The 14,288-nt window shown below is 61.8% G+C and carries 13 protein-coding genes; 1 reads left to right on the top strand and 12 read right to left on the bottom strand.

Going from position 1 to position 14,288, the window contains the following annotated elements; genetic code table 11:
- Positions 1-5 precede the first annotated feature (5 nt).
- A complete protein-coding gene (locus BFQ00_RS08915) occupies positions 6-779 on the top strand; it encodes an enoyl-CoA hydratase (protein ID WP_065933243.1) in 774 nt (257 codons plus the stop codon).
- Positions 780-1,050: 271 nt separating this feature from the next.
- Here the strand turns inward: BFQ00_RS08915 and BFQ00_RS08910 are convergent, their stop codons facing one another.
- From BFQ00_RS08910 to arnC, 12 genes are all read right to left on the bottom strand, one after another.
- Positions 1,051-2,202, bottom strand: a complete 1,152-nt coding sequence (locus BFQ00_RS08910) for an acyl-CoA dehydrogenase family protein (RefSeq protein ID WP_065884300.1) — start codon at positions 2,200-2,202, stop codon at positions 1,051-1,053.
- A gap of 3 nt (positions 2,203-2,205) precedes the next feature.
- Positions 2,206-3,309 carry an enoyl-CoA hydratase/isomerase family protein gene (locus BFQ00_RS08905; protein ID WP_065933242.1) on the bottom strand — a complete coding sequence of 368 codons (1,104 nt, stop codon included), beginning with the start codon at positions 3,307-3,309 and terminating at the stop codon, positions 2,206-2,208.
- A 131-nt stretch (positions 3,310-3,440) separates the two neighbouring features.
- Positions 3,441-4,148, bottom strand: coding sequence for an HPP family protein (locus tag BFQ00_RS08900; RefSeq protein ID WP_065933241.1), 708 nt, complete (start codon positions 4,146-4,148; stop codon positions 3,441-3,443).
- A 163-nt stretch (positions 4,149-4,311) separates the two neighbouring features.
- A complete protein-coding gene (locus BFQ00_RS29610; RefSeq protein WP_122464181.1) occupies positions 4,312-4,488 on the bottom strand; it encodes a hypothetical protein in 177 nt (58 codons plus the stop codon).
- Positions 4,489-4,778: 290 nt separating this feature from the next.
- Entirely contained in the window at positions 4,779-6,401 is a 1,623-nt protein-coding gene (locus tag BFQ00_RS08895; RefSeq protein WP_065933240.1) for an ArnT family glycosyltransferase, read from the bottom strand.
- A 3-nt stretch (positions 6,402-6,404) separates the two neighbouring features.
- On the bottom strand, positions 6,405-7,784 hold the full coding sequence (locus tag BFQ00_RS08890; protein WP_065884304.1) for a UDP-glucose dehydrogenase family protein: 1,380 nt from the start codon (positions 7,782-7,784) through the stop codon (positions 6,405-6,407).
- On the bottom strand, positions 7,781-8,194 hold the full coding sequence (gene arnF, locus BFQ00_RS08885) for a 4-amino-4-deoxy-L-arabinose-phosphoundecaprenol flippase subunit ArnF (RefSeq protein WP_065933239.1): 414 nt from the start codon (positions 8,192-8,194) through the stop codon (positions 7,781-7,783). The genes BFQ00_RS08890 and arnF overlap by 4 nt, the downstream gene beginning before the upstream one ends.
- Positions 8,191-8,538 carry a 4-amino-4-deoxy-L-arabinose-phosphoundecaprenol flippase subunit ArnE gene (gene arnE, locus BFQ00_RS08880; protein ID WP_065933238.1) on the bottom strand — a complete coding sequence of 116 codons (348 nt, stop codon included), beginning with the start codon at positions 8,536-8,538 and terminating at the stop codon, positions 8,191-8,193. The genes arnF and arnE overlap by 4 nt, the downstream gene beginning before the upstream one ends.
- A complete protein-coding gene (arnT, locus tag BFQ00_RS08875; protein WP_065933237.1) occupies positions 8,535-10,190 on the bottom strand; it encodes a lipid IV(A) 4-amino-4-deoxy-L-arabinosyltransferase in 1,656 nt (551 codons plus the stop codon). Before arnT ends, arnE begins: the two co-directional genes overlap by 4 nt.
- Complete coding sequence (gene arnD, locus BFQ00_RS08870; RefSeq protein WP_065884308.1) at positions 10,187-11,071, bottom strand: 4-deoxy-4-formamido-L-arabinose-phosphoundecaprenol deformylase; 885 nt, start codon at positions 11,069-11,071, stop codon at positions 10,187-10,189. The genes arnT and arnD overlap by 4 nt, the downstream gene beginning before the upstream one ends.
- Positions 11,071-13,062 (bottom strand): bifunctional UDP-4-amino-4-deoxy-L-arabinose formyltransferase/UDP-glucuronic acid oxidase ArnA, encoded by a 1,992-nt coding sequence (gene arnA, locus BFQ00_RS08865; protein WP_065884309.1) that lies wholly within the window; start codon positions 13,060-13,062, stop codon positions 11,071-11,073. The genes arnD and arnA overlap by 1 nt, the downstream gene beginning before the upstream one ends.
- Positions 13,059-14,099: an undecaprenyl-phosphate 4-deoxy-4-formamido-L-arabinose transferase gene (gene arnC / locus BFQ00_RS08860; protein ID WP_065933236.1), complete on the bottom strand. Its 1,041-nt coding sequence runs from the start codon at positions 14,097-14,099 to the stop codon at positions 13,059-13,061. The genes arnA and arnC overlap by 4 nt, the downstream gene beginning before the upstream one ends.
- Positions 14,100-14,288 lie beyond the last annotated feature (189 nt).

Raw genomic sequence — 14,288 nt, 5'->3', positions numbered from 1 at the left:
GATACATGAGTTACGAAACCATTTTGCTCGACGTCCAGGGCCGCGTCGGGCTGATCACCCTCAACCGTCCGCAGGCGCTGAATGCCTTGAACGCCCAGTTGGTCAGTGAGCTGAACCAGGCGCTGGATGGCCTGGAAGCCGACCCGCAGATTGGCTGCATCGTGCTGACCGGTTCGAAGAAAGCCTTCGCCGCCGGCGCCGACATCAAGGAAATGGCCGAGCTGACCTACCCGCAGATCTACCTGGACGACCTGTTCAGCGACAGCGACCGCGTGGCCAACCGCCGCAAGCCGATCATTGCCGCCGTGAACGGTTTTGCCCTGGGTGGCGGCTGCGAACTGGCCCTGATGTGCGACTTTATTCTGGCCGGTGACGGCGCCAAATTCGGCCAGCCGGAGATCAACCTTGGCGTACTGCCTGGCATGGGCGGCACCCAGCGCCTTACGCGGGCGGTGGGCAAGGCCAAGGCCATGGAAATGTGCCTGACCGGGCGTTTTATCGACGCGGTGGAAGCAGAACGCTGCGGCATCGTCGCACGCATCGTGCCCGCCGACGAACTGCTGGACGAAGCCTTGAAAGTCGCCACCCTGATCGCCGGCAAATCGGTGCCGATCAGCATGATGGTCAAGGAAAGCGTAAACCGCGCATTTGAAGTGAGCCTGTCCGAAGGCGTACGTTTCGAGCGGCGCGTATTCCATGCAGCGTTTGCGACCCAGGACCAGAAAGAAGGGATGGCGGCGTTCGTGGCCAAACGTACGCCCGCGTTCAAGGACAAATAACGAGATTCTCACATTCCATGGAGATCCAAATGTGGGAGGGGGCTTGCCCCCTCCCACAGTTTGCCCCCTGTATGTCAGTCAGAGCGGGTAGCTCTGCATGATCGGCCAGGCGCCGATATTCAATGCAGGTAATCCAGACTTCAACAACACAGCAGATCCAATGTGGGAGGGGGCTTGCCCCCGATTGCGGTGTGACAGTCAACCAAGATATGACTGATCCGCCGCCATCGGGGGCAAGCCCTCTCCCACAGTTTTGCCCGCGGTGTGTCAGTCAGAGTGGGTAGTGCTTCAGTTCCCTGGCAATGACCATGCGTTGAATCTCGCTGGTGCCTTCGTAAATCTGCGTGATCCGCGCATCCCGGTAGTAGCGTTCCACCGGGTAGTCTTCCAGATACCCATACCCGCCATGAATCTGCATCGCCTTGGAGCAGACCTTTTCGGCCATTTCCGAGGCGAACAGCTTGGCCTGGGACGCTTCGGACAGGCATGGCTTGCCGGCGCTGCGCAGGCGTGCGGCGTGCAGGATCAACAGGCGAGCCGCGTTCAGTTGGGTTTGCATATCGGCCAGCAGGTTGGCCACGCTCTGGTGTTCGATGATCGCTTTGTCGAACTGCACCCTATCCCGGGCATAGGCCAGGGCCGCTTCAAAGGCGGCCCGCGCGATGCCCAGGGCCTGGGCGGCGATGCCGATACGGCCACCCTCCAGGTTGGACAGGGCAATGGCCAGGCCTTTGCCGCGCTCGCCGAGCAGGTTGGCTTCGGGCACCGCGCATTGATTGAAGGTGACGGCGCAGGTGTCCGACGCCCGAATGCCCATCTTGTGTTCAGTGCGGTCGACCACGAATCCCGGGGTGTCAGTGGGCACCAGGAACGCCGAAATGCCTTTCTTGCCCAGCTCCGGGTCGGTCACGGCAAACACAATGGCCAATTGGGCGCGCTTGCCGTTGCTGACGAACTGCTTGGCACCATTGATCACCCACTGGCCGTCGCGCAGTTCGGCGCGGGTGCGCAGGTTGTGGGCTTCGGAGCCGGCCTGGGGCTCGGTCAGGCAGAAGCAGCCGATGGCCTGGCCACTGGCGAGAGCGGCCAGCCAGGTGTGCTTCTGTGCGTCTGTGCCGTAGTTGAGGACCGGGCCGCAACCCACTGAATTATGGATACTCATCAACGCGCCAGTAGCACCATCACCCGCAGAGATTTCCTCCACGGCCAGGGCATAGGCGACGTAATCCACGTAAGTGCCGCCCCATTCTTCCGGGACCACCATACCGAGCAGGCCCAACTCGCCCATCTTGGCCACCAGCGCATCGTCGATCCAGCCGGCCTTTTCCCAGGCCTGGGCATGGGGTGCGATTTCACCACGGGCAAAATCACGCGCCATGTCGCGGATCATCACTTGTTCTTCTGTGTATTCAAGATCTTGCATGGCTTATTTCTCAATCTGCGCGAAGTCACGGAAGAAGCTATCGACATGGCTGGCGTCCAGCGCATGCACCGTTGGCGGATTCCACTGCGGTTTTTTGTCCTTATCGATGATCAAGGCGCGGACCCCTTCGATCAGGTCGCCACGGGCGAACCACTGGCGGTCCAGGTGCAGCTCCAGGGCAAAGCACTGTTCCAGCGGCAGGTGGCGCCCACGGCGCAACATCTGCAGGGTGACAGCCATGGCCAGGGGCGAGCGGGTCTGCATCAGGTCGGCGGTGGCCCGGCCCCAGTCGTGGCTGTCGGCGACGGTGACTTGCTGCAGTTGCTCGACAATGCTTGGCACGTCCGGCAGGGCGAAGAAATGGTCGATCGCCGGGCGCAAGGCCGCCAGCGGCGGATCAGGCAATTGCTGCACGGCCAGTTGGGCGAGCACGCCTTGCAGGTCCTTGAGGGGAGAATCGCGCCATTGCAGGCTATCGAGCCTTTGCGCAAGCTCGGTCAGTCGGGCGATGTCCAGGTACCAATCCGCCAGGCCGCAGTACAGGGCGTCCGCCGCACGGATCTGCACGCCGGTAACGCCCAGGTAGATCCCCAGCTCCCCGGGGATGCGCGGCAGGAAGTAGCTGCCACCCACATCCGGGAAATACCCGATGGCCACTTCCGGCATGGCCAGGCGACTGCGCTCGGTCACCACGCGCAGGTCGGCGCCTTGCACCAGGCCCATGCCGCCGCCGAGCACGAAGCCGTCCATCAATGCCAGTACGGGTTTTGGGTAGTGGTGGAGGATGAGGTCAAGTGCGTATTCCTCCACGAAGAAGTCTTCATGCAAGGTGTCGCCAGCCTTGAAGCTGTCGTAAAGGGAACGGATATCGCCGCCGGCACAGAAGGCCTTGTCGCCGGAGCCGCGCAGCACAACGGCGTAGACCCTCGGGTCATCGGCCCAGGCCTGTAGCCGCGTTGTCATCAGCCGCACCATGTCCAGGGTGATGGCATTCAAACCGGCGGGGCGGTTGAGGGTGAGGTAACCGATATGGTTACGCACCTCACTCAGTATTTCCTGCTGCTGAATATCGGTGTGGCTTGCTTCGGGGGACACCTGAGCAGTCATCACTAACTCCCTGCTTTTATTGTTCTTTATCAAGATGTTCGGGGGCGAACCATCGCCTGATCGTACCAGCGCAAATTTGCCGCGTACAACCCGGAATCATGCAGGTCGTTGTTGCATTTATGCAGAGCGCGTCAAACCACGCGGCCGGCCAGGACCTCGCCGATGCTGCGGCGTCGCGCGTGGCCTTCGGCGGTATGGATCAATTCCTCCAGCGCCGTGGGCTCGACGTCGAAGAACTGCTCCATATCGGCCAGCGCCAGCTTGAGGTCGGCCGCCGTGATGGCCGGGTCGGTCGCTGGCGTACTGCCGATCACCACCGGCAGCGGTGCGGCAGGCGCCTTGGGGTAACGCGTGCGGGTGGCGTTATTGTAGGCCAGCGCGCACGTCAGCAGCGCACCGGCCCCGAGCATGACCGGTGCCAGCTCGTGCCAGCCGAGGGCGATGGAGGCCGGGTCGGCCAATACCAGCGTCATCGCCAGGCCACCGGCCGGCGGGTGCAGGCAACGCAGCCAGCAGATCAGCACAACGGTCATGCCCGCCGCCAGGCAAGCGCTGCCCAGGGTGCGTCCCAACACGCGTGCCACGAGCAGCGCCACCACGGCCGCACACAGGTAACTGCCCATGATCGACCAGGGTTGCGCCAATGCCCCCGACGACACGGCGAACAGCAGCACCGCCGACGCTCCCAGTGGGCCCAGCAGATGCAGGGCGACTTCCATGCCAAACACCTGACCACACACCCACACACTGAACAGGGCGCCCAACGCCATGCCGATGGCGGCGCGGCTCCATTCAGCGGGACGGGTATTGATGGCGGCAGGTAACCAGCGAGCGAGCATTGAAAAAGGTCCTGAAACGGGGGGCGAAAAAAAGGCCTGCCTGGTTTCCCTGGAAAGCCTTGAACGTTCCAACGTTATTGGGGGAGGAACGCGTGCAGTGTGCCAACTGGGTTGCAGCGACGCCAATGCATATTAATGAGGGTTGAATGCAAAAATTATGTATTCAAGAGGCTTCGCCGAACGGTGTTCGAGCGGCACCCAACGGAGAGGGGGTGCTGATTTTGCCCAGCACAAGGCTATCGAGTTCTTCGTTGAACAAGCGTTTGTGCAGGTTCTCCTGCATACCTGGCTCGTCAGCCAGCGGGCCCTTCAGCGCCACCAGCGCGTCGCGTAACCCCATCAGCCGATCCAGCCTCGGCGCCGCTACAGCCAGCCTATCCTCTCGCACGGCATTGACTCCTTGTTGTGATGCAGGTTCGCTACCCGCGCTGTGCCAGACAGCGCCTGAAGCAAGTGGTAAATAATTAGTGCACTTGGCAAGCGAGTCTACAGTCGGGTTCCAGGCGTCGGAAGGCAAAGTGCCCCGGCTCTTACGCAAAGCTCTGTAGGTGTTTTCTCGGTGATTCTGATGAAAAACGCCCACTGTTTTATAAGTGGGCGTTATGTCTTACGAGCTCGTTGGAAACATGCTCAAGGAGAGGCGTTTTTTTCCAGATGGAGCAGCACATAAGGCGTCTTATCGAATGCCCCAGTGAGCGTCGGCGTGAGGGAACGCAAGCGCGGGTCAGTCAGGTTCTGGAAGTCCTCCTGGCTCATCACCAGCCAGGCCGGCGCCTGAATAGGCTGGAGTTCAACGGGCAATTGGGTAAACAGCGGGACCTTGTCGCAATTGAAGTTGACCATGAACTTGATGGCTTTTGCGTCTTTGCCCAATGCATGCAACACCAGCGGTGCCGGTTGTTGCAGGATCTGCTCCTTGGCCGCCAGCGTGAACGTGCGGGTGTCGTAAAGGCTGCGCTCCAGGGGTTCGACCACTGAGATGTAAGTCGTCCAGACCGCCGCCACCGCAACGAAAGCCGGACCGACCGCGCGCAGTCGCGCCTTGAACAGTGCCAGCACCGCCAGCCCCTGCAGTACCGCCAGCAGGCCGAATATCAGCCCCAGATCGGCCAGCAGTTCCGGGTAACGGCGTCGCGCCGCGATCAGGCCGACCGCCAATAGCGCAGGTAGCAGCGTCCACAGCACCAGCATCAAACCGCGCAACCCGCTGAACACTCGGCCCTGAGCGACCTGGAACGGATACGCAGCAATGATCGCGGCCATTGGCAGCATCGGCAGGATATAACGCGCCTTTTTCGCCTGGGGCACCGACAAGCCAAGCATGACCAAGGCACCGGCCGCCGCGCAGTACAGCACCAGCTTCAGCGCCGGGTCCGCGGCTCGGCGGCCACCGCTCATCACGGCCAGCAAGACCAGAAGCGCCACCGGGTAGGCCAGTGCGTAGTTGCCCAGGGAACTGGTGAAGTAATACAGCACGCCGCTGGAGCCTTCGCTGCCATCCATGCGCCCCAGAAATTGCATGCGAATCACTTCATGCAGGAAGTCTTCGCCACCGCTGAGCTTGGCCAGCAGCAGCAACAGGCCGATACACGCCGCCAGCAGCGCCAGCGCCAACAGCCCGAAGCTGAACAACTGCCGCCATTGACGGTTGATCAGGTAATAGCTGCACAGCACTCCGGTAGGGATGACCAGACCAATCGGCCCGCGAATCGCAAAACCGAGCATCAACAGCGCAAACACCCAGTGCAGGCGCTTGCCCGCCGAGAAATGATCATGGGCATAACCCAGGTAAAACACGGCCAGCGTCACCGCCGCCAGCATCTGGTCCAGGGAGACGGCGCGGGTTTCGCTGATAAAGGTGCTGCTGAGCAGCAACATGGCGATGCTCAGCAGGCCCCAGCGCGGGGAGTACGGCGCGGTGAGTCGATACACCAGCACCACGATGCACGCCGAGGCGACAGCGCTGGGCAGCCAGGCCGTGAGGCTGGTGACTTCGCCCAATGGCAGGGACAACAACCAGGTCAGCAGGGTTGAGGTGGCCAGGTAGTCCGCATACGGCTGGCCGTAGGTGGTGGGAAAAAAGCTCGGCCCATGGCGCAGCATCTCCTGGGCAAACACCACGAAGCGCGAGTCGAAGCCGATAATTGCCTGGTGCCAGTTGCCGGCGATGAATAACACCAGTGCCAGAAGCCCCAAACCCAGTGACTGTAGACGGAGTGTCGGATTGAGCAGGGGCGGGTGAGCGTTGTTCACTTATCAGCCTGCCTTGGCCTGTGGCATCCAGTTTTGCTGGGGTATCGGCAAGTCGCAGGAGTCACCACGGCCGATAGGGAAATACTTGAAGCCCTTGCGCGTCAGGCGCTCGCCGTCGTACAGATTGCGCCCGTCAAAGATCACCGGGGTTTTCAGGCGCTGGTGGATCAGGTCGAAGTCCGGCGCCTTGAATTGCTGCCACTCGGTGCAGACGATCAGCGCATCGGCGCCGCCCAGGGTGGACTCCGGCGTGCCCATCAGCATCAACCGCGGGTCATCGCCATAGATGCGCTGGGTTTCCTGCATGGCTTCGGGGTCGAATGCACGTACGTTGGCGCCGGCCTCCCAGAGCGCTTCCATGAGCACGCGGCTCGGCGCGTCGCGCATGTCGTCGGTATTGGGTTTGAAGGCCAGGCCCCACAGGGCGAACGTCTTGCCGCGCAGGTCACCCTTGAAGAACGCGTTGATACGCTCGAACAGCTTGCCTTTCTGACGCTGGTTGATCGCTTCGACGGCTTCGAGCAGGTCGCTGGAGCAGTTGGCCTGTTTGGCGCTGTGGATCAGGGCGCGCATGTCCTTGGGAAAGCATGAGCCGCCGTAGCCGCAACCTGGATAAATGAAGTGGTAGCCGATGCGCGAGTCGGCACCAATGCCCAGGCGCACGGCTTCGATGTCGGCGCCCAGGTGTTCGGCCAGTTCGGCAATCTGGTTGATGAAGCTGATCTTGGTGGCGAGCATGCAGTTGGCGGCGTACTTGGTCAGTTCGGCGCTGCGCAGGTCCATGAAGATGATGCGGTCATGGTTGCGGTTGAACGGCGCGTACAGTTCGCGCATCACCTCCCGTACTTCTTCGCGCTCGCAGCCGATGATGATGCGGTCCGGGCGGCGGCAGTCGGCCACGGCCGAGCCTTCCTTGAGAAACTCCGGGTTGGAGACGATATCGAATTGCAACTCACGGCCGGCGGCGCGCAGGTTCTTGCGGATGTGGTCGCGCAGGGTATCGCCGGTACCCACCGGCACCGTGGATTTTTCCACCAGGATCACCGGTGCCACGCGATGGCGGGCGACTGCATCACCCACCGACAGCACATATTTGAGATCGGCCGAACCGTCTTCATCCGACGGCGTGCCCACCGCAATGAACAACACTTCACCATGCTCGACGGCAAGTTTTTCGTCGTAGGTGAAATGCAGGCGCCCGCTTTCCAGGTTTTCCTTGACCATGGCCGCCAGGCCGGGCTCGAAGATGGTCACGTGGCCCTTCTGCAGCGACTCGACCTTGCGCTGGTCAACGTCCATGCAAATAACATCGTGACCGACTTCGGCTAATACCGTGGCCTGTACCAGGCCGACGTAACCACTACCAAATACACTGATTTTCATGGGGTATTCCTGGGAATTGAGGTGCTAGCACGACGAGAGTTGATGACCAGTACACCGAGGATGACCAACGCCACCCCCAGGGTTTTCGAAAGCGAAAAGTGTTCGTTGAAGACCGGCAGGCAGGCCGCCAGCAGGTACACCAGCGCGTAGCTGATGCTGAGCAGTGAATAGGCACGCCCCAGGGGCAGGTGCTTCAGCGCGCCGAGCCAGCAGAGCATCGACAGCGCATAGGCGATGATCGCCAGGATCACCACGCAAAGAGCGCTGGGGTCGATGCTGCCGGTGCTCAGGGCGTTGGGCCACTGATCCGGCAGCGGCAGCCGCGTCATGCTCCAGCGCATGCCCAATTGGGCGGCGCTGACCAGGCCGACGCTGCCCAGGGCCAGGGTGAAACCGCGTGTCCGGCTCATACCTGGCGCCCCAACAGCACGACACCCGCGATGACCAGCACCACGCCCAGCCAGTGGCGGCCATCGATGGGCTCGGCAAACACAAAGCGCGCCATCAGCGTGACCAACACAAAGTTCAGGCTGAGCATCGGGTAGGCAATGCCCACTTCCAGGCGCTGCAGCACCAGCAACCACACCAGCAAGCCAAGGCCCAGGCACACCAGCGCCGACCACAACCAGGGTGAGCGCAACTTCAGCGCCCAAGCGTCGGGCACGTCACGCCAGCTTTCCACGGCAAACTTCTGCGAGACCTGGCCCATGCAGGTGAGCAGGCAGGCCGTGAGCAATAGAAGCAAGGTGATCATGGCGCGACCTGCGGGAAAATCAGAATCACGATATTGCCTTGGGCATACCGCTGGCCGTCCGGAGGCAGCAGTGCGAGTTCTTCCTTCTCGCCCTGGCTGTTGACGCGCATCACCACGCCCACCGCACCGCTGCGGCGGGTTTGCGCCATCCAGGCCTGGATTTGATTGCGGTCAACCAGGCGCTGGGCGGTATCGGCGTAGGCCAGCCCGTATTTCACCTCGCCAGAGGTGTTGTAGAGGGTGATGTCGGGCCGTTTCAGCCGCCAGGCCAGCGCTGCGGACGCACCCAGGTCGTTGCTCAACAGCGCAATGGAGGGCTTGAGCTCTTCGGCGTGATCGATGATGAACTGGTCCGGCGTCTTGTTATAAACCACCGAATGGGGCAGGGCGGCGGGCAACAAGACCACCAGCAAGCCACTGCCGATCAGCGGCGCGGCCCACAGTTTCACCGGGCGTAACGCCTGCAGCAGGTTGGCCAGGATCCAGCCGAACACGCCGATAAATACCAGCACCAGGCTCAGGGTTTCCTCACCGGGTTCGTACAGCGGCTTTTTCCATTGGAACCAGATGAGCGCCAACAGCACGAGCACACCGATCGCCAGGTTCAACCAACCGTTGATGCGCAATACGCGGCCCCGGCCTTGAGCGAGCTTGTCACTCAGGGTCGACCCCATCAGCAATGCCAGGGGCAGCAGGCACGGCATGATGTAGGAGGGCAGCTTGCCCTTGGCCAGGCTGAAGAATGCCAGCGGCATCAGCAGCCACAGCAGCAGGAACGCGGTTTTCGCCAGGCGCTTGTCCGACCATGCCTGCCTGAGCGTGGACGGCAACAGGGCCACCCACGGCAACGTGAAGGCGATCAGCAACGGCAGGTAGTACCAGAACGGTTCGGCATGCTGGGCATCTGCACCGGCGAAACGCTGGATATGCTCATGCCAGAAGAAGAAGTGCCAGTAATCCGGTTCTTGCAGGTGCACGGCCAATGCCCAGGGCAAGCTGACCAGGATCGCCACGGCCACGGCCACCGGGCCGAACTTGAACAGTTCAACCGAACGTTTCTGCCAGAGGGCATAGGGCAGGGCGATCAATACCGGCAGCAGCCACGCCAGGAAGCCTTTGGTCATGAAACCCATGCCGCAGGCCAGGCCCAACAAGGCCCAGGCCCCCAGTCGAGCACGACGGGTAGTGCTGTCGAAGCAGAACCACAAGGCAGCGCCTGTCAGGTTGACCCAGAACGTGAATTGAGGGTCCAGGTTGGCGTAGCCACCCAGCATCGCCACACTGACGAAACTCATGTACAGCACGCAGCTGACCAGGCTTTTTTGCGGGTCGTTCCACAAGCGCCGTGACACCAGATAAACCAGCAGAATGCTCAACCCGGTGCTCAAGGCCGAGGCAAAACGCACTCCGAACAGGTTCTGCCCGAAGATCGCCTGGCCCAGCGCGATCATCCAGTAGCCGGCGGCGGGTTTTTCGAAGTAGCGAATGCCCATGAAGTGCGGCGCGGCCCACTTGCCGGTCAGCAGCATTTCCTGGCTGATCTGCGCGTAGCGGGTTTCATCGGGAATCCACAGCCCGTGGGTCGCCAGCGGTAACAGGTAAACCACCCCGAACGCCAACAAAAGCAGAGGCAATGCCCAGCGCCGGATCATGCCTGCTGTACTCCAAGCCAGCCCTCGCGGCCGCTCAATGCGCCACGTACCAACTGTTGCTGGGGCAGGGTGGTCACATCCGCAGGCAGCAGCTCGCCCAGGGGTTTGAAATCGATGCCGCGCTGCCCTGCCTGGGCGAGCAACTGGCGAAAATCGTTGGCCATCAGAATCCCTTCTACTTCTGCGTGGATCGTGTAGACGTTCAGCGTCGAGGCGCTGAACCGATCCAGGATGAAACGGTTGAAGTCTGTGGCAGCCACCACCGGCCCGACGACTTCGTCGAAGGTCGGCAGGTCCACCGGAATTTGTGGGGTGCCCGCGCTGCCATCGGCCAGGGTTGGTCGAAACAGGCTGGAGCCCCGGCAATCGCTGTTGTAGCGAAAATTGAAGGCTTGTTTGGCTTGCACCACGCGTTCATCGGCGCGCCAACCGGCGGCCGCCGAACAGTCGATACGCTCGCCAAGGATGTCGCTCAGGGTGTCGACGCCGCGCCGGATCTGCTCGACCAGCTGTGCGTCGCTCCAGCGCCCGGTATTGGCCTGCCAGCCGTGGTGATCCCAGGCGTGCAGGCCGACTTCATGCCCGGCGGCCTTGGCCTGGCGCATCAGATGCCCCAGGTCGCGGCCAATCGGTTTGCCCGGCCAGGCGGTGCCGGCCAACAAAATGTCCCAGCCATACAGGCCGGCGGCATTGGAACGGAGCATTTTCCACAGGAACTGCGGGCGGATCAGGCGCCACAAGTGGCGCCCCATATTGTCCGGCCCGACGCTGAAGAAAAACGTCGCCTTGACCCCGGCTTCGTCCAGGGACTCGAGCAGCCGCGGCACACCATCACGGGTGCCACGGTAGGTGTCGACGTCGATGCGAAGACCTGCCTGCATTACTTTTTATCCGCTATTTCAAGCATGGCTTCACGCAGGAAGAAATCCAGCGTGTTGCCGATGGTTTCGCTCATCTCCACGGTCGGCTCCCAGTTCAGCAGGCGCTTGGCGTTGTCGATGCTTGGCTTGCGGTGGGCCACGTCCTGGTAACCGGTGCCGTAGAACGCCTTGCTCTCCACGTCGCGGAAACCGGCGAACGGTGGAAAGTTGTGGCGCAGCGGGTGGGCTTCGAACTGACGCAGCAGCTCTTCGCCCAACTGGCGAATGCTGGCTTCGTTTTCCGGGTTGCCGATGTTGATGATCTGGCCGTCACAGACACCGTTTTCGTTATCGATGATGCGCGCCAGGGCTTCGATGCCGTCGGCGATGTCGGTGAAGCAACGCTTCTGCTCACCCCCGTCGAACAGGCGGATCGGCGTGCCTTCCACCAGGTTCAGGATCAATTGGGTGATGGCACGGGAGCTGCCGATACGCGCCGAATCCAGGCGATCAAGGCGCGGGCCCATCCAGTTGAACGGACGGAACAGGGTGAATTTCAGGCCCTTGTCGCCGTAGGCCCAGATCACGCGGTCGAGCAACTGCTTGGAGACCGAGTAGATCCAGCGTTGCTTGTTGACCGGGCCGACCACCAGGTTGGAGGTGTCTTCGTCGAAGTACTGGTCCTGGCACATGCCATAGACTTCGGAAGTCGATGGGAAGATCACGCGCTTGTTGTACTTGACGCAGTAACGCACCAGCTTGAGGTTTTCTTCGAAATCCAGCTCGAACACGCGCAGCGGGTTGCGGGTGTATTCGATCGGGGTGGCGATGGCCACCAGCGGCAGCACCACGTCGCACTTCTTGATGTGGTACTCGATCCACTCGGTGTGGATGCTGATATCGCCTTCCACATAGTGGAAGTTGGGGTGGCTGCGCAGGCGCTCGATGGCGTCGGAGCCGATGTCCAGGCCGTAGACTTCGTAACGGTCGTCGCGCAGCAGGCGCTCGGACAGGTGGTTACCGATAAAGCCGTTCACCCCCAGGATCAGCACGCGGGTACGGCGTGGCTTGCGGCCCGACTCGGCGCCGCGCAGCACGGAACCGTCCACCAGGCCCAGTTCATCGGCCAGGGAAGGGCCGGTCAGGTACAGGCCGTTGTCGTTGCGCTGGCCGAACTTGACCACCAGTGAGTCTTCGCCACAGGCAATGCGCAGCGGGTTGACGCTGATTACGCGGCCCGGCGCCAAACCTTCGTTGCCTTTGACCACCTCGGCCTGCCACACGATGAGCTTGTGCTCGCCGACCGCGCAAAAGGCACCGGGGTAAGGCTGCGTCACGGCGCGGACCAGGTTGAACAGTTGTTCGGCGGGGTTTTTCCAGTCGATCTTGCCATCGGCGGCGGTACGGCGGCCAAAGCAGGTGGCCTGACTTTCGTCCTGGGCGGTTTCGCTCAGTTTGCCCAGCGCCAGTTGCGGCAGGGCGTCGCGCAGCAGGTTGCTGGCCGCATCGCGCAGTTTGGCGTGCAGGCTCAGGCCGGTGTCGCTGCGCTCGATGCTGACTGTCTGCTGGGCCAGGATCGCACCGGCATCGGCACGCTTGACCATGCGGTGCAGGGTCACGCCGGTTTCGGTTTCACCGTTGACCAGCACCCAGTTGGCCGGTGCGCGGCCACGGTATTTGGGCAGCAGCGAACCATGCAGGTTGAACGCGCCGTGGCGGGCGGTGGCCAGCAGGGGCTCGCTCAACAGGTTGCGGTAGTAGAAGGAGAAGATGAAATCCGGGTTCAGCTTGGCGATGCGTTCGACCCACAACGGGTGGTTGGCGTCTTCCGGGGCGTGCACCGGGATACCGTTGCGGGCACACAGCTGGGCGACGGAGCCGTAGAAGTTGTTTTCCTTGGGGTCATCGGCATGGGTGAACACCGCAGCGATGTCGTAACCCGCATCGAGCAGGGCTTCAATACCGGCACAGCCAATATCGTGGTAGGCGAAGACAACGGCTTTTGAACTCATGACTGGACCTGATCGGAAGTAGAAGTAGAAGTAGAAGTATGGGAAGACACCAGGCCATCAACGACGACCACGGGAGCCGGTGCTGCCGGTTGGTTGCGCAGCACTTTTTCAATGAAGAAACGCGGGCGGGCCCGCACATCGCTGTACATGCGGCCCAGGTATTCACCCAGCAGGCCCATGCCGATGAACTGACCACCGGTGAACACGAACAGCACGGCAAACAGCACGAACAGGCCGTCACCCGCCCAGCCGGCACCGAAGGCCAGGCGCATGACGATCAGCGCAATGGCAAACAGCACGCCCAGCGCCGCCAGGCTGAAGCCGACGATGGACAGCAGGCGCAGCGGCGTGGTGGTCATGCAGGTGAGCAGGTCGAACATCAGGCTGATCAGGCGCATGGCGCTGTATTTGGATTCACCGTGTTCGCGCTCGGCATGGTGCACCAGGATTTCCGTGGTGTGACGGGCAAAGCCATTGGCCAGGATCGGGATAAAGGTGCTGCGCTCGCGGCAGGCAAGCATCGCGTCGACGATGGTGCGGCGGTAGGCACGCAGCATGCAGCCGTAGTCGGTCATGGCCACGCCGGTGGAGCGCTGCACGGCCAGGTTGATCAGGCGAGAAGGCCAGCGACGGAACGCGGAGTCCTGGCGATTGTTACGCACCGTAGCGACCACGTCGTAGCCCAGGGCGGCTTGTTCCACCAGGCGCGGGATTTCTTCCGGCGGGTTTTGCAGGTCGGCGTCGAGGGTAATCACCACTTCGCCGCGGCACTGCTCGAAACCGGCCATGATTGCCGCATGCTGGCCGTAGTTGCGGTTGAGGATCACCGCGACCACGTTGCTGCCGTCCTCGGCGGCGGCGTCTTCGAGCAACTGCGCCGAATCGTCGCGGCTACCGTCATCCACCAGGATTATTTCGTATTCGTAGGCCAACTGTTTGCAGGCGGCCGTGGTGCGGCGCAGCAATTCGGGCAGGCTCTCTTGCTCGTTATAGACCGGAATAACGATCGATACGCAATGAATAGGGTAGGGTTTCAAAGATTCAAGACCTCGGCTGGAGCAACTTGGAGCGCGAAATACAGCAGCGTTTATTGGGCAAAACTACAGCCCGCAGATGACAAAGCGGCGATAAAGATAAAGCGTAATCAACAGCTTAGTCGATTAACCCCGGATTGCTCTGAAGTGTTGCATACAAGGTTAAGCGCAAAAATGTTCAACGAATATGAA

Origin of the sequence: Pseudomonas sp. 28 E 9 (assembly GCF_900004785.1) — a bacterium.
In the GTDB taxonomy this organism is placed as follows: Bacteria; Pseudomonadota; Gammaproteobacteria; order Pseudomonadales; family Pseudomonadaceae; genus Aquipseudomonas; species Aquipseudomonas orientalis_A.
This window is presented reverse-complemented; position numbering and strand designations above follow the sequence as displayed.

What these genes read in the sequence shown, in the direction of transcription:
- BFQ00_RS08915 (WP_065933243.1), top strand. Translation starts at nt 6, where the DNA reads ATGAGTTACGAAACCATTTTGCTCGACGTCCAGGGCCGCGTCGGGCTG.
- BFQ00_RS08910 (WP_065884300.1), bottom strand. Translation starts at nt 2,202, where the DNA reads ATGCAAGATCTTGAATACACAGAAGAACAAGTGATGATCCGCGACATG.
- BFQ00_RS08905 (WP_065933242.1), bottom strand. Translation starts at nt 3,309, where the DNA reads ATGACTGCTCAGGTGTCCCCCGAAGCAAGCCACACCGATATTCAGCAG.
- BFQ00_RS08900 (WP_065933241.1), bottom strand. Translation starts at nt 4,148, where the DNA reads ATGCTCGCTCGCTGGTTACCTGCCGCCATCAATACCCGTCCCGCTGAA.
- BFQ00_RS29610 (WP_122464181.1), bottom strand. Translation starts at nt 4,488, where the DNA reads ATGGGGTTACGCGACGCGCTGGTGGCGCTGAAGGGCCCGCTGGCTGAC.
- BFQ00_RS08890 (WP_065884304.1), bottom strand. Translation starts at nt 7,784, where the DNA reads ATGAAAATCAGTGTATTTGGTAGTGGTTACGTCGGCCTGGTACAGGCC.
- arnF (WP_065933239.1), bottom strand. Translation starts at nt 8,194, where the DNA reads ATGAGCCGGACACGCGGTTTCACCCTGGCCCTGGGCAGCGTCGGCCTG.
- arnE (WP_065933238.1), bottom strand. Translation starts at nt 8,538, where the DNA reads ATGATCACCTTGCTTCTATTGCTCACGGCCTGCCTGCTCACCTGCATG.
- arnT (WP_065933237.1), bottom strand. Translation starts at nt 10,190, where the DNA reads ATGATCCGGCGCTGGGCATTGCCTCTGCTTTTGTTGGCGTTCGGGGTG.
- arnD (WP_065884308.1), bottom strand. Translation starts at nt 11,071, where the DNA reads ATGCAGGCAGGTCTTCGCATCGACGTCGACACCTACCGTGGCACCCGT.
- arnA (WP_065884309.1), bottom strand. Translation starts at nt 13,062, where the DNA reads ATGAGTTCAAAAGCCGTTGTCTTCGCCTACCACGATATTGGCTGTGCC.